The following is a 19,673-nucleotide window of genomic DNA, read 5'->3' as shown; positions in this document are numbered from 1 at the left end:
AGCGGGGCTAAGTTACAAATTTACGTTGCTACTGTGGGTGTTGGATTTTACTAAAAAATCTTGGGGACATAGATGATCAAACCTATTATACTTGCCAAGACCGATACTATCATAACGGCCCCTGCGGAAATATCTTTTATAAAACCAATTTTGGGGTCCAAATTGGGCTGGATATAGTCGCAGATTTTTTCAATGGCCGTGTTTACACCTTCTACGCCCATCACCATACCTATCGCCAAAACCTGAACTATCCATTCGGTGGAGGAGATTTCAAAGTAAAAGCCACAGGCAGTAACAATCAATGCGATAAAGAACTGGATTTTGATGCTGGGTTCTGTCCGTAACAACAGAAACAGGCCCTTAAGGGCAAAGCCAACACTTTTGATCCTGTTCTTAAAAAAAGATTCTTTAGGCATCCATCAATGCTTCGAGGGCGGCTTTGTAATTGGGCTCATCTACAGTTTCCGATACCTGTTCAGAGTAAACGACCTCACCATTTTCATTGACCACTACAACGGAGCGAGATAACAATCCTTGTAACGGACCATCAGTAAACTCAACATGGTAGGATTTACCAAAGTTCCCATTCCTAAAGTCGGAAAGGGTCTCTACTTTGTCAATACCTTCTGCGCCACAAAAACGTGCCTGGGCGAAAGGTAAATCTTTGGAGATGCACAATATTGCGGTATTATCCAGTTCGGCAGCTTCTTGGTTGAACTGGCGCACAGATTGCGCACAAGTTCCCGTATCGATGCTGGGAAAAATATTAAGAACAACCTTTTTACCCTTGTAATCGGATAGGCTAGTTGAGGAAAGGTCGGTTTTTACTAAAGTAAAGCTTGGGGCTTGGGAACCATTTTCTGGTAGGTTGCCAAGTGTATGAATTTCATTTCCTTTAAGTGTTACAGTTGCCATAGTAGTAGTTTTGATTCAGGACCAAAAATACTAAAAAAACCTTCCCGAAGTCTGTTACGGGAAGGTTCTTATTTTAATGTTTATGACAATGTCCGTTACTTGTCTATGGAGCCGAGCACCCTCGACATAAAAGCGTTAAGGGCTTCTTTTTTAGGAGTTCCTTTCTTGATTTCGTTGGATACTTCCAGGGCCCCATAAATATTGGAGATCAATTCCCCGATCATATCCAGTTCCTCATCTTTTAAACTGGAAACTTCACATACACTTTCGAGGGTATCAGCAGTTTCCTGAAGGTAATCCTCGTCGTGCTCCTCGGCAAAATTGACCAACTGTTTAATTATGGGCAACTTCATTGATCAAGTCTTTTAAAACATCATATTTATTGGTCTGTACCTGATTCTTCAACAATCCTTTTGAAAAGGCGGCGAAGGTGGGCAAATTGTCCACGTTGGCCAGTTTTCTGGATTCCGGGAATTTTTCGGCATCTACCATTACAAAGGTTATGTTCTCGTTCAAAGAGGCTTCCTTTTTGAACTTGGGTTTCATGATCCTGCAGTTGCCGCACCAAGATGCGCTGTACTGCACCACTACGTTGTCATTGTTGGCAATGACTTCGCTTAAATTGTCTTTGTCCAATTCTACAACCATAGTGCTTAGTTTACGTGATTGGCCAAGTAATCGGAAACACCGGCTCTGTCCGCGTTCATGGCTTGTTTTCCTTCTTCCCAGTTGGCTGGGCAAACCTCTCCTTTTTCCTGAACGTGTGTGTAGGCATCTACCAAACGCAAAAATTCCTTCACGTTTCTACCCAATGGCATGTGGTTGATGCTTTCATGGAATACGGTCCCTTCTTCATCAATCAAATAAGTGGCTCTGTAGGTCACGTTGTCACCTTCCACTACAACAGAATTGGTCTCCTCGTTATAGTCTTCTTTCATGATGTCCAAGATGCCCAAGGCAGAAGCCAAGTTTCTATTGCTGTCAGAAACGATAGGGTAGGTTACACCTTCTATTCCTCCGTTGTCCTTTTCTGTGTTCAACCAAGCAAAATGTACTTCGGCAGTATCGCAAGAAGCTCCGATAACAATGGTATTTCTCTTTTCAAACTCACTTAGGTTTTGTTGAAAGGCAAAAAGCTCGGTCGGACAAACAAAAGTGAAATCTTTTGGATACCAGAATAATAAAACCTTCTTGTTTTCTGTTTTGGCTTTCTCTAAAATGTTGATTTTGAACGTATCGCCCAATTCGTCGATGGCGTTTACTTCAATGTTTGGAAATTTTCTTCCTACTAAAGTCATTTATTGGATGTTTTTTAAATTTTCGAGTAGCAAAAATAGGGTGGTTTTACGGCTTTTACCAGCTTAAAAATTAGTATTTCTTATGGTTGGATAAGCCGTGACTATGCCATAAAAAAGCACTATCAATATTGAGGTTGTGGCAAAATTGCGCATCAATTTTTGATGACTTCTCAAAGAAGTCGATGTATTGAAAAAGCTGAAAAGAAAATTTATTCAGAGGCCGTGGTAGTAAGTTGCTTGATCTTGATTCGGAAAGCAGCAAAAAGCAACGTCATTATGGGGCTTAACCAATTGAAAATAGCATACAGGAAGTACTCACCGACGCCAACGCCTAAAACACTACTGTGATAAGCACCACAAGTGTTCCAAGGTACAAGAACGGAGGTGACTGTACCGGAATCCTCTAAGGAGCGGCTCAGGTTTTCCGGCGCAAGACCACGCTCTTTATAAGCTTTGGAGAACATTTTACCGGGCACTACAATGGCCAAATACTGGTCGGAAGCGGTTACGTTCAAGGCCAAACAGCTTCCCACGGTGCTTGCGAACAGTCCAAAAGTGGTCTTTGCCAATTTTAGAAGGGATTCCGTGATGCGCTCCAAAGCCCCGATACCGTCCATAATTCCGCCAAATACCATGGCGCAGACTATCAACCAAATGGTGCCGAGCATACCGGACATTCCACCCGAAGAGAATAAATCGTTCAGGGCAGGATCATTTGTGGCAATTTCGGTATCAACCGTGATGGCATTCATAATTCCTTTGTACCCTGTTTCAAAATTCAACGCGGTGCCCCCACCAATATTGGCTACGATGTCAGGCTGAAAAATTAGCGCAAACACACCGCCCAACAAAGTTCCTACCAAAAGAGCCATCAATGGTGGCGCCTTTTTAAGAATCAATCCAATTACGACCAAGGGTACAATAAACAGCCAACCATTAATATTGAAGGTAGACCCAATATTGGTAAGGAGCGAACTTGTGTCCGCCACTCCGGATGTATCTATAGTAAAACCAAGAATAATAAACACAACCAAGGTGACCACGATGGTCGGAACCGTAGTGAGGGTCATATATCGAATGTGGGAAAACAAATCCCCTCCTGCCATGGCAGGAGCCAAATTGGTGGTATCGCTCAATGGCGACATTTTATCCCCGAAGTAAGCGCCGGAAAGCACGGCGCCGGCCGTCATTCCCAACGAAATGCCCAAGGCTTCCCCGATACCTATCAAGGCAATACCAACAGTCGCGGCTGTTGTCCAGCTACTTCCCGTAGCAATGGAAATAATGGCGCAGATAACCACACAAGCGGCCAAAAATATGGTGGGATTCAATATTTGAAGTCCGTAATAGATCATTGCGGGAATTATTCCGCTCACGAGCCAAGTTCCGGATAAAGCACCTACCATTAAAAGGATCAGCAAAGCACCTGTGGTGGACCTAACATTCTCGGCGACCTCATCGATCATTTGATCATAGGATACCTTGTTGAAAAAACCAATGATTGCTGCGACCGCTCCGCCCATTAAGAGTATAAACTGGTTGGAACCGCTCAGGGCGTCATCACCAAAAACAAAAACATTGTAGGCCAGCATGGCAACAAGGGCGAAAACGGGTATCAACGCTTCCGTGATGCACAGTTGTTTGTTCTCTACAATATGTTCGTCTTCCCTAAATTTTGGTTTTTCCTCTTTGTTCGGCATTTGGTCTGAGTTTGTTAAGAGGTAATATTACGATTTTGCACCATGTTGTGCAAACTGCATTAGTCGACTTAACTAGGCCAAACTTGCATCTGGCGATAGAATATCCAACTTTTCCATACAGCTTCTCATGGTGGTGTATGTCTTTCGGATATCATTGTCCAGACCAATGGAAAAACGGATAAGTCCTTGGGATAGACCCAGTTCCTTTTGTTCTTCTTCGGGTATTTCGGAAGATGTAGAGGTTCCCGAAGCGCTGAACAATGTTTTGTAAAAGCCAAGGCTTACTGCCAGATAGCCCAATTTTTCTTTTTGCATCAGTTCCATCAAGGCATTTGCCCGTTCCACGGAGCCTACATCAAGGGTAAGCATTCCACCAAAACCGTATTCTGTGTTCATTTGGGATTTCATCAAATGGTGCCCGGAATGACTTTCCAGACCGGGATACACTACTTTTAAACCATCTTTTTCAAACTGTTCGGCGAGGAAGTGGGCATTTTCACTATGTTTTTTTATTCGGATGTGCAGCGTTCGCATATTCTTCAAAATGGATGCGGCACGTAAGCTATCCAATGTACTGCCCAAGAGCATTCCCGCTCCATTGTTCACATCTTTTAAGCTCAAACAGAAATCGGTAGAGGCACAAACAGCGCCAGCAACACAATCACTAGTGCCATTGATGAATTTGGTAAGACTGTGCACTACAATATCGGCACCCAGCTTTGCTGCGTTGATGGTCAGCGGTGAAAACGTATTGTCCACCACCAAGGGCATATCATTTTTCTTGGCGATTTTGGACAACGAAGGAATATCCGCAATTTCCAGTAAAGGATTGCTCACTGCCTCGCAATAGATCATTTTGGTTTTTGGTGTGATGGAGTTCGCCACGGTTTCCAAATCGGTAATATCCACAAAGGAAACGTCCATATTGAACTTCTTCACAAAATTTTTCAGGAAAGCGTAGGTCCCACCGTAAATGGTTCGGCTACACACAATATGGTCTCCAGCATCGCACAATTGAAGAATCACTGCGGTAATGGCGCCCATCCCGCTAGCATACACATTGGCCGATTCCGTGCCTTCCAATTGTGCCATGGCCTCGCCCAAATACAAGTTGGACGGGGAGGAGTGGCGACTGTACAAATAGCAACCCTCGGTGTTCCCTTCAAACGTATCGAACATGGTTTTTGCTGATAGAAACGTATAGGTGGAAGAATCTGATATGGAGGGATTTACACCTCCGAATTCACCAAAATATTGAAGGTCTTGAATGTGTTCCGATGCTTTATAGTCCATAATGAGCTGTTTTTAGTAAAAATAAAAATATGTAGACCCAAAAATCAATAGATTATGATAAATGAAGATGAATAATCTAATTACATAAAAATATTAGGAAATTGTTCCGTAAAATTGGATTTTTGATGTTCCAATTAGAAAAATCGTCGGTATGAAACTGGATAATGTAGATATTGAGTTGCTCAGATTACTCCAAAACGACAGCAAAAAAACCACCAAACAATATGCGGATGCTTTGCATTTGTCCAAGACTGCCGTTTACGAGCGCATCCGCCGTTTGGAGCGGAACGGAGTGATCACGCAATACACGGCCTTGGTGGACAAGGTGAAGGTGGGCCGCGATTTTATGGTGCTTTGTCAGATACGTTTGGTACAGCACACCAAGGAAAACGTTATCAAATTTGAACGTGAGGTCCTGCAGCTTAAAGAAGTATCCGAATGCTTCCATGTGGGAGGGGATTACGATTATATCTTAAAAATATTCCTAAAGGACATGAAAAGCTATCGCGAATTTATGCTCACCAAACTAACCGCAATCGCCAATATCGGCAACACCCAGAGCTCATTTGTGATCAAGGAGGTGAAGAACAGCCCTTCGGTGCATATTTAAGGAATCAGTGGGCAGTGGGCAGTTTACAATGAGCAATTACCAGTTGCCAGCAGTTTAGAAATCAGATGTAAGATTCAAGAACCAAGACAAAAGACATAAAAGTGTAAGCTGGGAGTCTGGCAGTGGGGAGGGCTGGAGGGACAGAGTACAACGTACTAAATTGTAAGTTTTTAAAATCTAAAGTCAGTAAGCAGTAGGCAGTGCTGGAAGGACAAAGTGTAAAATTATAAGTTTCTAGAGTCGGGAGCCGGTATGCAGTAAGCAGTTAACACTAAACAATTTACAACAATCGAACAATCCAATCATCCAAATAACCAAATAACCAAATAACCGAGCAACCCCAAACAATCCCGCAGAATAGATTGGTACTGTCCCGAAAAACATTCGTATTTTTACACTTGTTTTACAGAAACACAGTTTTTTAGCAATTATCCTTACAATTATTATAATATGAATCAATATGATGTAGCCATTATCGGCTCTGGACCAGGAGGCTATGTGGCGGCAATACGATGTGCCCAATTGGGAATGAAAACGGCGATTATAGAAAAATATGCCACCCTTGGCGGAACCTGCTTAAATGTAGGCTGTATCCCGTCCAAGGCACTTTTGGACTCATCGCACCACTACGAGGATGCCGTTAAGCACTTTGAGGAGCACGGTATCGATATCCCGGGCGAGATCAAAGTGAACCTGAAACAAATGATCGATCGCAAACAAGGCGTTGTGGACCAGACCACCAAGGGCATCGAGTTTTTGATGGACAAGAATAAAATCGATGTCTATCACGGAGTGGGAAGTTTTAAGGATGCGACACACGTCCAAATTAAAAAAGAGGACGGAGAGGAGACCATCGAGGCCAAGAACATCATTATTGCCACGGGATCAAAACCATCATCCTTGCCATTTATCGAGATTGATAAGGAGCGTGTAATCACGTCCACGGAGGCATTGAAATTGAAAGAAATACCAAAACACCTGATTGTTATCGGAGGAGGTGTCATAGGGTTGGAACTTGGCCAAGTGTACAAACGCTTGGGTGCCGATGTTACCGTAGTGGAGTACATGGATCGCATTATCCCGGGAATGGACGGCGCATTGTCCAAAGAACTTGCCAAAGTGATGAAAAAGCAAAAGGTAAAGTTCAACCTTTCCCATAAAGTTAAATCCGTAGAGCGCAAAGGCGATGAGGTCATTGTAAAGGCCGACGACAAAAAAGGCGAGGAAGTCACCATTAAAGGGGACTACTGTTTGGTAAGCGTAGGCCGTAAACCATATACCGATGGATTGAACGCTGAAGCAGCAGGAGTAAAATTGGACGATAGAGGTAGAGTAGAGGTGAACGAGCATCTACAGACCAATGTGTCCAACATTTACGCTATCGGCGATGTAGTAAAAGGAGCTATGTTGGCCCACAAAGCCGAGGAAGAAGGAACCATGGTCGCTGAAATTTTAGCGGGACAAAAACCACATATCGATTACAATTTGATTCCGGGAGTGGTCTACACCTGGCCGGAAGTTGCCGCTGTGGGCAAAACAGAGGAGCAATTGAAGGAAGAAGGCGTGGAATACAAATCAGGTCAGTTCCCGATGAGAGCGTTGGGAAGATCCCGAGCCAGTATGGATTTGGATGGTTTTGTGAAAATTTTGGCCGATAAGAATACCGATGAGGTGCTGGGCATCCATATGATCGGGGCACGTTGTGCCGATTTGATTGCCGAAGGCGTTACCGCTATGGAGTTCCGGGCATCTGCCGAAGACATTTCACGTATGAGCCATGCGCACCCAACCTTTGCCGAAGCCGTTAAGGAAGCTGCGTTGGCCGCTACGGATGATAGGGCATTGCATGTGTAGATAGGAAAATCAAAATGATTTATAGAAAGCATTCAGTCTTAGGATTGGATGCTTTTTTTAGCTCCTGACAGTTCGGAAAATGCGTCTTAGGAAAATACGAACACGGATAAAAACTTCTCGAAGTACCGGAATGGATAATTCTTTAAGTTCGATTGCCTGGGTTTTGATGAACGCAAGACCTGAAGAAATCTGTGTTTTGATGCCCAATTCGTACTTGTTGTATTGAAGGGACAACCATGTGCACGTAATCATAAATGCAAGTGCACCGGGAACCACGATCTCTGGAGAAAGTGAATGGTGAAAGAACCGATAGAGCCCCAAGCCTGTAAGACTGCCGTAAAGGATAACAAAGTGAATCACATAGATAGACAAAGTACTTGCCCCGATTTTCAAAACAGTCTTGTTGGTCATTAATCTGCGGAGTATCATAAACACGGCAAAAACTACAAAAACATCGCCCAACCGAATAAATAGGTAGTTGTTGGTGAGCAGTTGTTTGAGAAAATTGAACCCGGTCCTTTCGTAAACGATTTCAAAGAAATTGGACGATTGATAAATCAACAGATAACCAACGGCCAACGCAATGGAAATGGCAGCAGGGTACAAATGCCTATAATTTTTGAACCTAGTGAAGAGCACGGAGATAAATGCCCCAATGGTTGTGTAGCCAAACCATGGAATAATAGTGAACACGGACCCGTTGGCCTTTGTAAAGTAATTTGCCAAAAAGTCGGGCAAAAATGCAAAGGACCAATCCTTGTAAACCCTTTCGAACAGGAAAAGCACCAATGTGATGATCACAAGAACGGTCGGAAAAACGTAGCTTTTCTTTTTTGCAGTCGGCACATAAACACCTATAAGCCCCAAAATAGATAGACCGATACAGTGGAGAACATCTACCAGATAGAAAGAATCATAAATTTCTCCTTTAAATAATCCTCCAAGATTCATTCGAAGCAAATAGCCAATGAGCAGTAATTGTAGCCCACGTCGGATTCCCTTGGCCACCCTTGGGTTTTCCATACCACTTTGTGGAACCCGAATCAATAGATAGGTAAAAATAAAACCGGAGACCGTAAAAAACACGGGAGCAGTTATTCCCCTAAAATACAACCAGATGTTATAGGTAGTGTTGCCGGCATCCCTAAAAACAGGGTCTAGCAGGCCATCTATAAAATGTCCTTGCAGCATCATCAAAATTGCCCATGCACGCATGGCATCCACAAAAAATAGTCTGTCAGTCTTTGCAGTCATTTGTATTTGATTCACCCTATATACTTGTTTAGCAAGTAGTTTAGATGTTGGCCGCATCAAAAATATGCAAAATAGTCGCATCTAACTTCCAATTGGGGTATTTTAGCGAAACAATCAACAATTCCATGATATGGCTGCAATTTTGGCATTAGCGGGGAGTAATTCTTCCACTTCTATCAATTTTAGATTGGTAAAATTTACTGTTTCCTTGGTTCAACAGCATGATATTCAACTCTTAAACATGGCGGAACATGCATTTCCCATGTTCAGTGAAGATTTGGAGAAATCAGATGGATATGCTGATTTCTTACAGGATTTGAAAGCAAAAATCAACAGTTCGGATGCACTTATTTTGTCCGTAAACGAGCATAATGGCAATCCGTCCGCATATTTTAAGAATGTATTGGATTGGTTGTCCCGCATGGACCGTAATTTTTTGGAAAGCACCAAGGTGTTTTTGATGTCCACATCGGGCGGCAGACGTGGCGCAAAAGGTTCTTTTACTGTTATTGAAGGCATGCTGCCAAGATTTGGCGCGGAAATAACAGCGAGCTTTTCATTACCCTCTTTTTATGAGAATTTTGGTGATGATGGTATTTTGGACAAGACCCTACAAATTGAACACAAACAGGCGCTGGATACATTTTTGGATTCCTTAAACTCATAACTATTGCGGACGCATCGCTCCTTTAAGATAAAATCCCTTTTACAAAGTAAAGAGGCGCTTTTTTGGTGGTCCAAACAATTTGAAACGGCCGTTTGGCTGGACAGCAATTCCCATCAGGACCGATATTCCAGTTTTGAAGCCTGTTTAGCGGTTGGCGCATCTCAAAAATTTGAAACCACTAAAGTGCTCCACGATTTTTTAGAAAATGAAAAAGATTGGCTATTTGGTTACTTTTCATACGATGTAAAGAACGAGTTGGAGGACTTGACCTCAAATAATTTTGACGGTCTCGGATTTCCGGCGGTGCAGTTTTTTCAGCCGTTAAAGGTTATCCGGGTAGAGAATGATGAGCTCCATTTCAGTTATTTAAATGTGGTGGCTCAGGAAATTGAAGCGGATTTTGAAGAAATCAGAGATTTTGTCCCTTTACAATTGCCGGCCGACCCACAAGATGCTATCAAAATAAAAATGAGGATTCACAAGGATGCTTATTTTGAAAAGGCCCATCGTTTTTTGGAACATATTCACAGAGGAGATATTTATGAAGCCAACTTTTGTCAAGAGTTTTATGCCGAAGAAGCTACCATAGACCCATGGAAAACTTATAAAAAACTAAATGGTATTTCCGAACCACCGTTTGCCGCTTTTGCACGCCTCAACGATAACTATTTGATGTGCGCCTCGCCTGAACGATATTTAAAAAAGCACGGACAAAAAGTAATTTCACAACCCATAAAGGGAACTGCAAGGAGAGGTGATGATGAGCGGGAAGATGAAAAAATCAAAAGAGATTTAGCTCAAGATGAAAAAGAACGCTCCGAAAATATTATGATCACCGATTTGGTTCGGAATGATTTGTCCAAGAGTGCAATAAAGGGTTCGGTGCGAGTAGAGGAACTTTGTAACCCCCATACTTTTAAGCAAGTACATCAACTTATTTCCACAATAGTTTCAAAAGTTGCAACGGACAAAAATTCTTTGGGATTAATCAAGGAAACATTTCCTATGGGAAGTATGACAGGTGCCCCAAAGATTTCTGCAATGAAAATCATCGAGGCATTGGAAGAAAGCAAACGTGGCCTGTACAGTGGAGCGGTAGGTTATTTTTCACCAAAAGGTGATTTTGATTTCAATGTCGTGATTCGCAGTATTCTGTACAATGCAAGCAATAAATATGTGTCCTTTTCCGTAGGCAGTGCCATTACTGCTAAATCCGACCCGGAAAGGGAGTATCAGGAATGTTTGCTGAAAGCTAAAGCAATGCGAACGGTTTTGGAGGAAAGAGAAACATAGGTAAGGAAACAAGACCGCTGCGCTTTTGGATAAAAGAACAAAGACCTATAAACAGATAACTCAGAAATCAGTATGCAGGTGTAAAAGTTCAAACGTCATAATCGATAAAAAACATTCGGGATGATTCGTGGAATTTGTGTCAAAAAGGGAAGATAATGAAGCGCAAGAGAAAAAGCACCAAGACCGCTGCGCTGTTGGACATAAGGATGGACATAAAAATACGATCAAGTATCAATTCAGCCTTATACACCAATAGAACAATAAAATAACTCAGAAACATACCAACAATGTAACACAGCCGCAAGGCTTAGGGTTTATTCGTAAATTTGTAGTATGGTCCAAAAATTCAAAGAACACGTTGCTGCCGCAATGCCATTTCTTAATGGCAAGAAACTCCTACTAGCATGCAGTGGTGGCCTTGATAGTGTGGTTTTGGCTCATTTATGTAAAGCTTTAAAGTTTGATTTTGCACTGGCCCATTGCAATTTTTCCTTGCGAGGTACGGAAAGTGATGGAGATGAGGATTTTGTACGTGAGTTGGCCTCTACTTTTGAAATCGATGTTTATGTAAAGCAATTTGATACCGAACAGTATGCAGAAGAGCAACGTTTATCGGTGCAAATGGCAGCAAGGGAATTGCGTTACAAGTGGTTTGATGAACTGTTGCAATCCAAAAGGTACGACTATGTCTTGACCGCTCACCATGCAGATGATAGTTTGGAAACTTTTCTTATCAACCTCTCCCGAGGAACCGGAATAGAAGGACTTTCAGGCATTCCCCAAGTAAATGGTAATGTTGTTCGGCCGTTGTTGCCCTTTTCCAGGAACGAGATTATAGAATATGCAAAGTCAGAAAGCATCCAATGGCGAGAGGACAGTAGCAATGCAAGCGTTAAATACCTTCGGAATAAAATCCGTCATGAAATTGTCCCAGGAATAAAAGAGCTCAACCCAACATTTCTTCAAAATTTTCAGCATACGCAGCATCATTTGAGGCAAATCAATGATTTGGTAAATAATCACTTAAATGAGCTGAAGTCAAAACTGTTTCAACAAAGGAAGGATAAAGTACAAATCAAAATTGCCGAACTACAAAAGTTGCAACCTTTGGATGCATATTTGTATGGATTGTTCAATGGGTATGGGTTTAGCGAATGGAGCGATGTGAAGGATTTATTGGCCGCCGAGAGCGGTAAACAAGTGTTCTCCAAGACGCATAGATTGATAAAAGATAGGCAAAGCCTCATTCTTGCAAAAATTGAACGCAAAGAGAGCGAAGCATTTGAAATACATTCAGATAAAGCGATAGATGAACTGCCCATCAAAATAAGTTTAGAAGATGTGGAAACCTTTGAAAAACAGGGGCAAAATGTCGTATTTTTGGACAAGGAAAAGTTAAACTTTCCGTTAGTGTTAAGGAATTGGAAAAAAGGCGACTATTTTTATCCATTTGGGATGAAGGGCAAGAAAAAGCTGTCCAAATTTTTTAAGGACGAAAAGATGGACCTGATTTCCAAGGAGAAACAATGGTTGCTCTGCTCTGGCGATGACATAGTCTGGATTGTGGGCAGAAGAGCCGATGAACGATTCAAGGTTGATGGTTCAACCATGAAAATTTTAAAGATTACACAGTTCCCATGAGACTATTGGTACTATTACTGGGATTTCTTTTTGTAAATCCATTTATATATTCCCAAACAGACCAGAATCCTGCAGTCTGGAGCCACGAAGTACATAAATTGTCCGACACCGAATACGAATTGGTGTTCAAAGGGAAAATTATGGACGGCTGGCACGTCTATTCCCAATATACGAATGAAAACGGTTCTTTGCCCAGCGAATTTACTTTTGAAAAAGCAGGGGAGGATTACGAGCTCGTTGGTAAAACAGACGAGAGCGAGACCATAAAAGAGTACAGCGATATCTTCGAGGTGGAGGAGACTTTTTTTAAGAATGAGGCCATTTTCACCCAGAAAATCAAATTATTGAACCCTGAGGTCAACCAGATTTCAGTGAACTTGTTCTACCAAATTTGCAAAGAGGTCTGTATTCCTGTTGACGAGCTATTCCAAATTTCGTTGGACGGAAGTGGTTTTGTTACTGAAGAAACAGCTCTGGATGAACGTAGCGTTGCCTTGGGAGAATCGCTCAAGGTAGATTTTAAGAACAAAAACCTTTTGAATCAAAACGGAGTTACGGATTCCGAAGGACAATCCAATTTGTGGATGATTTTCGGATTGGGTTTTATTGGTGGTTTGATAGCCCTGTTGACTCCCTGCGTTTTCCCCATGATTCCGTTGACGGTATCTTTTTTTACCAAGCAGACGCAGAATAAATCCAAAGGGATAGCCAATGCTTTGCTCTACGGTTTCTTTATCGTGCTGATTTATTTCTTATTGAGCTTACCGTTCCACTTGTTCAATTCGGTAGACTCACAAATTTTGAACACCATCGCCACCAATATCTGGTTGAACGTGTTCTTCTTTGTCATATTTGTATTCTTTGCCTTTTCATTCTTTGGCTACTATGAATTAACGTTGCCCAGTTCTTGGGCCAATAAGATGGATTCCGCTTCATCCAAAATAGGAGGAGGGCTTGGTATCTTTTTTATGGCGTTGACCTTGGCTATCGTATCTTTTTCTTGTACAGGACCTATCTTGGGTGGTCTTTTGGGAAGTACCACATTGGCAGAAGGTAATGTAGCCACCAATCTAACCTCTGGAATGGTAGGTTTTGGTTTGGCCTTGGCCCTTCCATTTGCATTGTTCGCTATGTTTCCGGCTTGGTTGAACTCCTTGCCAAAATCTGGTGGTTGGATGACGACTGTAAAAGTGGTGCTTGGATTCTTGGAACTGGCTTTAGCTTTCAAATTTTTGTCCAATGCCGATTTGGTAGGGAACTGGGGCATTTTTAAACGAGAAATTTTTGTTGGTATCTGGGTAGTGCTATTTGTTTTGATGACACTTTACCTATTCGGAATTTTTAGGTTTCCACATGATGGACCCAAAAAGAATCTTTCAACGGCAAGAAAAACAATAGGTATACTTAGTTTAGCATTTACCGCTTATTTGGTTCTAGGACTTTTCAATGTCAGTAGCCTAAAACTTTTGAGCGGTTTCCCACCTCCTAGTTTTTACAGCGTTGTGGAAACAGAGAGTGACTGCCCATTAGGGTTGGATTGCTATAAAGATTTTGAAGAAGGCGTGGCATACGCACAAGAAGTGAACAAGCCTATTTTACTCGATTTTACGGGCTGGGCCTGTGTAAATTGTAGAAAAATGGAGGAAAATGTGTGGAGCCATTCCAATATCTATCCCATCTTGAAGGAAGATTATGTGTTGATTTCACTTTATGTTGATGATAGAAAAGAACTGCCTAAATCCGAGCAGTTCGATTTTAAATATGACTCTGGACGGGTGAAATCCATCCAGACGATTGGCCAAAAATGGGGCACGTTCCAGACAATCAACTTTAACGCTGCGTCGCAACCCTATTATGTATTGCTTTCCCCAAATCTTGAAATTCTCAATGAAGCAGTCCAATACGTTGATGTTGAAACCTATGAGAAATGGTTAAAGTCAGGCTTGGAAAAGCACTATCTTTCCATGAACAAATAGTTGATATTTGTCAATATCTTTTTTAAGCCTTCTAAGAAATTAATTATAACTTAGAGTACTAATTGACTTAACCCATCTTCGTGAAAAAGTACAAAAAGATTCTTCTTGCAATTGCAGGATTCCTTCTACTTGTAATTATAGGTATTGCTATATTCTTAAATTCCCTAAAACCAGACTATAGTGGTGAAAAAAAACTGCCCGGTATTTCCAATGAGGTAACCACTTATTTTGACCCCTATGGGATTCCTCATATTTATGCCGACAACGAGGCTGATGCATTAAAGGCATTGGGTTATGTTCATGCTCAGGACAGATTATGGCAGATGGAGTTGCTCCGAAGGGTGGCAAAAGGAAGACTTTCTGAGGTTTTTGGGAAGGATATGATTGGAACGGACAAGTTTTTTCTCTCCCTGGGCATTGCCGATCACACAAAAGAAACTGTTGCTAGTCTTGATACCGATAGTGAAACCATTGTGCTCGCCGAAGCCTATCTGGATGGAATCAATGAATTTATTAAGCAGGGACCGACTCCCATAGAGTTTTATTTGACCGGCATCGATAAGGAGCCCTTTACCATTGAAGACGTATACAATGCTGTGGGATATATGGCATTCAGTTTTGCCATGGCCCACAAAACAGACCCTTTGTTGACAAGTATGCGCAACAAATTGGGAGACGAGTACATGAAGGACTTGGCCATAAGTTCGGATACCTCCACTGTATGGATTAAAAATTTTAAAGGAGAAGTTGCCGATACTCTCGGTACAAACATTACCGCAAGTGTGAATACAGCCTTAAGCAAGCTGCCCATTCCGCAATTCGAAGGAAGCAACAGTTGGGTGGTTGCTCCGCAAAAAACTAAAAATGGAAAGGTGATTTTGGCCAACGACCCTCACATTGGGTTTGCACAACCTTCGGTTTGGTACGAGGCCCACATAAGTACCCCAACCTATGAAAAGTACGGGTATCATTTGGCAGGAGTTCCATTTCCTTTGTTGGGACACAACAGAAATCTGGCGTACGGACTCACCATGTTCGAAAACGACGACATCGATTTTTATTATGAAGAAACCCACCCATCCGATAGTACCAAATACAAAACAGCAGAAGGATGGAAGGACTATGAATTTGTAAATAAAACCATCAAAGTAAAAGATGGTGAGGATGTATCGTTTACTTACAAGAAAACACATCACGGGCCTGTCTTAAACAATATAGCTGACCAAATTTCGGAGGAAAAACCAGTTGCCATGTCTTGGATATATACCAAACCCAAGAATATGGTGATGCATGCCTTATACGGATTGAGCCATGCAAGCAATATGAAAGAGTTTAAGAACGCTTTGCCCAATATTCATGCACCGGGACTCAATGTAATGTATGGTGATGCCCAAGGAAATGTGGCATGGTGGGCCACCGCCAAGCTTTACGAGATGCCGGACAGTCTGTCCACCAAGTTTATTTTGGATGGTAGATCAGGAAAAGAAGAACCCTTGCGCTATCTGGATTTTTCAGAGAATCCAATGGCCGAGAACCCACCGTGGAACTATGTGTATTCCGCCAATAATCAGCCCGATTCTATTGCAGGAATGCTCTATCCCGGTTATTATTTGCCTGAAAACCGGGCAAAGCGGATTGTGCAGTTATTGGATGCTAAAGATGATTGGGACAGGGAATCCATTTCTGAGATGATATTGGATGTCACCTCTCCAGTGAACACGGAGGTGGTCACCGAGTTGATTAAATTGTTCGATGTTTCAAATTTGAACAATGAACAATTGGTGCTTTTGGACTCCATGAAAAATTGGAATGGGGAATATAAGCTCAAATCCATTAGCCCGGTAATATACCACAGGACACTATATTTTATGGTGAAGAATACCATGGAAGATGAATTGGGCCCGGAAATGTTCAAACAATTCTTGTCCACACACCTGTTTAAGAGACAGATAGCTTGGGGCTCCAGAATGAAATCCGGAAAATGGTGGGACAACGTCAACACTCCAGATGTAGTGGAAACAAGGCAGGATATCGTGTTGATGTCATTCGCTCAGACATGGGAATCATTGATCAAAGACTTTGGAGAGGATACTAGTCAGTGGACTTGGGACAAGGTGCATACATTGGAGCATGGGCATCCCTTTGGCCAAGTGGCATCCTTGAGAAAATACTTCAATGTGGGACCATTCCCTGTCGAGGGCACCCGTGAGGTGATAAACAATTTGGCCTTTCCATATGACAGCACTGGATTTTACAAAGTAAACTCTGGACCATCTACCCGCCGAATCATCGATTTTTCCGATGTAGAGAACAGCATCAGTATCTTGCCCACGGGACAGTCAGGAAATCCGTTCAGTAAACATTATGATGATCAGGCCCAGATGTATGTCAACGGAGAGTTCCGTAAAATGATGATGAACAAGAAGGAAATCGAAGAAACTGCAGAATCCATTTTGACCTTTCGTTAATTCAAACGGGGCATTCATCAATTCAAATTAGGGTATCCATCAAACCATTGATTTTTTTGATTGGAGATTGGCTATTTTCTCAGCCTTTTTCAATTAGAAAGTTGATATGCTGATAAAAGTTTACGGAAGTGCCGTTTTTGGAATCGAAGCAACCACAATTGTTGTAGAGGTAAATATAGATAAAGGTATTGGTTATCATTTGGTTGGATTGCCCGATAATGCGATTAAAGAGAGCAATTTTAGGATTGCCGCGGCGCTCCAAAATAACGGGTATCGAATTCCCGGAAAAAAAATCACCATCAATATGGCGCCTGCCGACCTACGAAAGGAAGGCTCTGCCTATGACCTTACACTGGCCATTGGCATCTTGGCAGCATCGGACCAAATCCGCTCCGAAAGCATCCATAAATATTTGATTATGGGAGAACTCTCGTTGGACGGGAGCTTACAGCCAATAAAAGGCGCCTTGCCCATTGCTATCAAAGCAAAAGAGGAAGGTTTCGAGGGGTTTATCCTACCCAAGGAAAATGCGAATGAAGCAGCTATCGTGGACGGGCTAAAAGTTTACGGTGTAAACAACATCAAGGAAGTAATCGACTTTTTTGATACGGATGCACCTTTGGAACAAACGGTGGTGTATACCCGACAGGAATTTTATGAACACCTGAGCTTTCCCGAGTTTGATTTTTCAGATGTAAAAGGGCAGGAGAGTATTAAAAGATGTATGGAAATTGCTGCTGCCGGAGGCCACAACGTCATCTTGATAGGTCCTCCGGGTGCGGGAAAGACCATGTTGGCCAAGCGCTTGCCCTCGATTTTACCGCCCATGACACTTCACGAAGCACTGGAAACTACCAAAATCCACAGTGTTGTTGGAATAGTCAAGAATAAGGGGTTGATGAGCCAAAGACCATTTAGAAGCCCTCACCATACCATTAGCAGTCCTGCATTGGCCGAGGGAATTTATATTCGCACCTAGTGGAAGAATTAAAAATACTTTTTAGTTTAATTGATAAATAAATCAAACATTGGATATTATTTTTAAGATCAAATTGAATATTTGATATTTATAGTAATTCTGAACACGGGAAAGAGTATTTTTTTAAATAATCTGGAGGGGGTAAATATTTAATTAACTGATAAAATGCATCTTCCTCTTCTCCCTGGTCATAAAGATTCTTAATACTTACAATGTTATTGTATAATTTTGAGAATTGATTATCCGTTCTAAATAGTTCAAAGCTATATACTTCTGTAGTGGTTAAGAAAGTAAACAAAATATCTCTTAAATCTTGTTTTCCTTTAAAGAATTTGGACTTTTCTAAACCTTCGAAAATATCAGATTCAAGAAGAAAAGAGGTAATATTTGATTGAAAAACATATTTCCAGTATTTCAATAGAATAATTAAATAAAAATATGGATTATTATTCTTGTTTTTTACTCGATCGTTATAAACATATGGTAAGACAGTTTCAACTTTTGAATTAGGTTTTTTATCCTCAGGATCTTCACTTTTCCTTGAAGTTGTGCGCACATTGGTTTGTTTCCCAAGTGGTAAAAGGTGTCGATGATCATATTCCCATTCTGTATAAGGCAACTCAAGTGTTAAACTACTACTTCCTTTATCCCCTAAAGCTGGCGTTAATTCAAAGACAATTCCCTTAAATTTTAGATGTACGGAGGGGTAATCAAGTTTTACATCTTTCAAATCCTCATTCTTCAAGTCAACCAAACCTCTATAAATAACATCAGTCAATACGATATTCGACTCTGTACCTTTATTGTATTCCATTAAAGTAATCCAACTTCCCAGGTCATATTCACAAAACACATCGACATCTGTTTTTCTGGATATAGTGGGAGATAACGAAGTTCCACGTGTAATTGAGCCATATACTCTAAAACCTTGGAAAAATGTTAAATTAATTTTTAAAATTATAAACAGTTCATCGCTTATAGTCTTTATCTCTCTAACCTCATTTTCTTGAATGGAAACTTGGTTAACCAAGTCAACTAAGTATTTTGATATCATTTTTTTGGATATTTTTTAATGCTAAAGTCTTAATTCATTTTTTGTATAAAACTCCTCACCAGAGTTAATGCCAATTTTGGCATGCTTATAATCTGAGTTATTCGTAGGAAACGATTCAGCGTCTTTGTTAGTTTCTTCCATTTCTGAAATTATTTCCTCAATGGACCCTATTAAATTTCTCTTTGCAATGACATCATCTTCTATGTAGGCAATTAACATATCACATTTCTTACTTATTCCTAAAAACCTATTACCGATTCTTCTATGTCCTTCAACTTTTTTTTGAAGATTAAGAAATGTTTGAAAACCACTTAACAACGCAGCAATTAATCCAAATACTAAAGGCACAAATTTTAACCAATCCGCCGCATCTTCAGTAAGGACATAAAACAAAATTGAACCAGATAAAATATTTACAATAATTAAGGGTATTCCAATCCAATAATGCCAATTTTCCTTTCTATCTGCAGCATTGAAATGTTTTTTCTTACCATACAGAGAATCAATTTTAATTCTTTTTATCTTCTCTTTGATATTATTCATTGTTTATGAAGTGATTTAAACTTTTTTTGGATCGAAAGATAGGGCTACGGACATTTGTGTTACCACACGCAAATACCATAGCCCATGTACAAAGTACTCGACAAAGATACCATAGAAATGGAGATAGT

The 19,673-nt window shown here is 41.2% G+C and carries 17 protein-coding genes and 1 pseudogene; 8 read left to right on the top strand and 10 right to left on the bottom strand.

All coding sequences use genetic code 11. The features are described 5' to 3' along the window. Nucleotides 1–50: 50 nt before the first annotated feature. The 7 genes from J0656_RS17085 to J0656_RS17055 all read right to left on the bottom strand — a co-directional run bounded on the left by J0656_RS17085 (nucleotide 51) and on the right by J0656_RS17055 (nucleotide 5,206). Nucleotides 51–416: a diacylglycerol kinase family protein gene (locus J0656_RS17085; RefSeq protein WP_207036121.1), complete on the bottom strand. Its 366-nt coding sequence runs from the start codon at nucleotides 414–416 to the stop codon at nucleotides 51–53. Next, the gene (tpx, locus tag J0656_RS17080; RefSeq protein ID WP_207036119.1) at nucleotides 409–915 is read right to left on the bottom strand and encodes a thiol peroxidase; all 507 of its coding nucleotides are present in this window, start codon (nucleotides 913–915) and stop codon (nucleotides 409–411) included. The genes J0656_RS17085 and tpx overlap by 8 nt, the downstream gene beginning before the upstream one ends. Nucleotides 916–1,010: 95 nt before the next feature. Beyond that, the gene (locus tag J0656_RS17075) at nucleotides 1,011–1,268 is read right to left on the bottom strand and encodes a DUF6952 family protein (protein WP_207036117.1); all 258 of its coding nucleotides are present in this window, start codon (nucleotides 1,266–1,268) and stop codon (nucleotides 1,011–1,013) included. Continuing rightward, nucleotides 1,249–1,563 carry a thioredoxin family protein gene (locus J0656_RS17070; RefSeq protein ID WP_207036115.1) on the bottom strand — a complete coding sequence of 105 codons (315 nt, stop codon included), beginning with the start codon at nucleotides 1,561–1,563 and terminating at the stop codon, nucleotides 1,249–1,251. Before J0656_RS17070 ends, J0656_RS17075 begins: the two co-directional genes overlap by 20 nt. A gap of 5 nt (nucleotides 1,564–1,568) precedes the next feature. Continuing rightward, nucleotides 1,569–2,213 (bottom strand): peroxiredoxin, encoded by a 645-nt coding sequence (locus tag J0656_RS17065; protein WP_207036113.1) that lies wholly within the window; start codon nucleotides 2,211–2,213, stop codon nucleotides 1,569–1,571. Between the two features lie 209 nt (nucleotides 2,214–2,422). Next, complete coding sequence (nhaC, locus tag J0656_RS17060; protein ID WP_207036110.1) at nucleotides 2,423–3,913, bottom strand: Na+/H+ antiporter NhaC; 1,491 nt, start codon at nucleotides 3,911–3,913, stop codon at nucleotides 2,423–2,425. Nucleotides 3,914–3,985: 72 nt separating this feature from the next. Next, nucleotides 3,986–5,206, bottom strand: coding sequence for an aminotransferase class I/II-fold pyridoxal phosphate-dependent enzyme (locus J0656_RS17055; protein ID WP_207036108.1), 1,221 nt, complete (start codon nucleotides 5,204–5,206; stop codon nucleotides 3,986–3,988). Between the two features lie 151 nt (nucleotides 5,207–5,357). On the opposite strand from J0656_RS17055, the gene J0656_RS17050 reads away from it, so the two are divergent. Beyond that, the gene (locus tag J0656_RS17050; protein WP_207036106.1) at nucleotides 5,358–5,816 is read left to right on the top strand and encodes an Lrp/AsnC family transcriptional regulator; all 459 of its coding nucleotides are present in this window, start codon (nucleotides 5,358–5,360) and stop codon (nucleotides 5,814–5,816) included. A 450-nt stretch (nucleotides 5,817–6,266) separates the two neighbouring features. Beyond that, nucleotides 6,267–7,670: a dihydrolipoyl dehydrogenase gene (gene lpdA / locus J0656_RS17045; RefSeq protein ID WP_207036104.1), complete on the top strand. Its 1,404-nt coding sequence runs from the start codon at nucleotides 6,267–6,269 to the stop codon at nucleotides 7,668–7,670. 57 nt (nucleotides 7,671–7,727) lie between these two features. On the opposite strand, the gene J0656_RS17040 is transcribed toward lpdA, so the two are convergent. Next, on the bottom strand, nucleotides 7,728–8,924 hold the full coding sequence (locus J0656_RS17040) for a heparan-alpha-glucosaminide N-acetyltransferase domain-containing protein (RefSeq protein WP_207036101.1): 1,197 nt from the start codon (nucleotides 8,922–8,924) through the stop codon (nucleotides 7,728–7,730). Nucleotides 8,925–9,054: 130 nt separating this feature from the next. On the opposite strand from J0656_RS17040, the gene J0656_RS17035 reads away from it, so the two are divergent. From J0656_RS17035 to J0656_RS17010, 6 genes and pseudogenes are all read left to right on the top strand, one after another. Further along, nucleotides 9,055–9,591 (top strand): NADPH-dependent FMN reductase, encoded by a 537-nt coding sequence (locus J0656_RS17035; RefSeq protein ID WP_207036099.1) that lies wholly within the window; start codon nucleotides 9,055–9,057, stop codon nucleotides 9,589–9,591. Between the two features lie 3 nt (nucleotides 9,592–9,594). Continuing rightward, a complete protein-coding gene (locus J0656_RS17030; RefSeq protein ID WP_207036097.1) occupies nucleotides 9,595–10,884 on the top strand; it encodes an anthranilate synthase component I family protein in 1,290 nt (429 codons plus the stop codon). Nucleotides 10,885–11,217: 333 nt separating this feature from the next. Continuing rightward, nucleotides 11,218–12,525, top strand: a complete 1,308-nt coding sequence (tilS, locus tag J0656_RS17025) for a tRNA lysidine(34) synthetase TilS (protein WP_207036095.1) — start codon at nucleotides 11,218–11,220, stop codon at nucleotides 12,523–12,525. Then, nucleotides 12,522–14,501: a protein-disulfide reductase DsbD family protein gene (locus J0656_RS17020; protein WP_207036093.1), complete on the top strand. Its 1,980-nt coding sequence runs from the start codon at nucleotides 12,522–12,524 to the stop codon at nucleotides 14,499–14,501. Before tilS ends, J0656_RS17020 begins: the two co-directional genes overlap by 4 nt. 80 nt (nucleotides 14,502–14,581) lie before the next feature. Beyond that, nucleotides 14,582–16,969, top strand: a complete 2,388-nt coding sequence (locus tag J0656_RS17015) for a penicillin acylase family protein (protein ID WP_207036091.1) — start codon at nucleotides 14,582–14,584, stop codon at nucleotides 16,967–16,969. A 106-nt stretch (nucleotides 16,970–17,075) separates the two neighbouring features. Beyond that, a pseudogene (locus tag J0656_RS17010) lies at nucleotides 17,076–17,930 on the top strand (YifB family Mg chelatase-like AAA ATPase); the annotation flags it as partial. 106 nt (nucleotides 17,931–18,036) lie between these two features. Here J0656_RS17010 and J0656_RS17005 read toward each other — a convergent pair. Continuing rightward, nucleotides 18,037–19,002 (bottom strand): hypothetical protein, encoded by a 966-nt coding sequence (locus tag J0656_RS17005; protein ID WP_207036089.1) that lies wholly within the window; start codon nucleotides 19,000–19,002, stop codon nucleotides 18,037–18,039. A 21-nt stretch (nucleotides 19,003–19,023) separates the two neighbouring features. Beyond that, entirely contained in the window at nucleotides 19,024–19,545 is a 522-nt protein-coding gene (locus tag J0656_RS17000; protein ID WP_207036087.1) for an SLATT domain-containing protein, read from the bottom strand. Between the last annotated feature and the right edge of the window lie 128 nt (nucleotides 19,546–19,673).

Origin of the sequence: Flagellimonas aurea, from assembly GCF_017313785.1 — a bacterium.
Classification (GTDB): domain Bacteria; phylum Bacteroidota; class Bacteroidia; order Flavobacteriales; family Flavobacteriaceae; genus Flagellimonas; species Flagellimonas aurea.
Note: the sequence above shows the minus strand (reverse complement) of the source record. Positions and strands in the feature narration are given on the sequence as shown.

Bases quoted from the DNA above. Each gene is read 5' to 3' on its own strand.
- J0656_RS17085 (WP_207036121.1), bottom strand. From the start codon at position 416: ATGCCTAAAGAATCTTTTTTTAAGAACAGGATCAAAAGTGTTGGCTTT.
- tpx (WP_207036119.1), bottom strand. From the start codon at position 915: ATGGCAACTGTAACACTTAAAGGAAATGAAATTCATACACTTGGCAAC.
- J0656_RS17075 (WP_207036117.1), bottom strand. From the start codon at position 1,268: ATGAAGTTGCCCATAATTAAACAGTTGGTCAATTTTGCCGAGGAGCAC.
- J0656_RS17070 (WP_207036115.1), bottom strand. From the start codon at position 1,563: ATGGTTGTAGAATTGGACAAAGACAATTTAAGCGAAGTCATTGCCAAC.
- J0656_RS17065 (WP_207036113.1), bottom strand. From the start codon at position 2,213: ATGACTTTAGTAGGAAGAAAATTTCCAAACATTGAAGTAAACGCCATC.
- nhaC (WP_207036110.1), bottom strand. From the start codon at position 3,913: ATGCCGAACAAAGAGGAAAAACCAAAATTTAGGGAAGACGAACATATT.
- J0656_RS17055 (WP_207036108.1), bottom strand. From the start codon at position 5,206: ATGGACTATAAAGCATCGGAACACATTCAAGACCTTCAATATTTTGGT.
- J0656_RS17050 (WP_207036106.1), top strand. From the start codon at position 5,358: ATGAAACTGGATAATGTAGATATTGAGTTGCTCAGATTACTCCAAAAC.
- lpdA (WP_207036104.1), top strand. From the start codon at position 6,267: ATGAATCAATATGATGTAGCCATTATCGGCTCTGGACCAGGAGGCTAT.
- J0656_RS17040 (WP_207036101.1), bottom strand. From the start codon at position 8,924: ATGACTGCAAAGACTGACAGACTATTTTTTGTGGATGCCATGCGTGCA.
- J0656_RS17035 (WP_207036099.1), top strand. From the start codon at position 9,055: ATGGCTGCAATTTTGGCATTAGCGGGGAGTAATTCTTCCACTTCTATC.
- tilS (WP_207036095.1), top strand. From the start codon at position 11,218: ATGGTCCAAAAATTCAAAGAACACGTTGCTGCCGCAATGCCATTTCTT.
- J0656_RS17020 (WP_207036093.1), top strand. From the start codon at position 12,522: ATGAGACTATTGGTACTATTACTGGGATTTCTTTTTGTAAATCCATTT.
- J0656_RS17005 (WP_207036089.1), bottom strand. From the start codon at position 19,002: ATGATATCAAAATACTTAGTTGACTTGGTTAACCAAGTTTCCATTCAA.
- J0656_RS17000 (WP_207036087.1), bottom strand. From the start codon at position 19,545: ATGAATAATATCAAAGAGAAGATAAAAAGAATTAAAATTGATTCTCTG.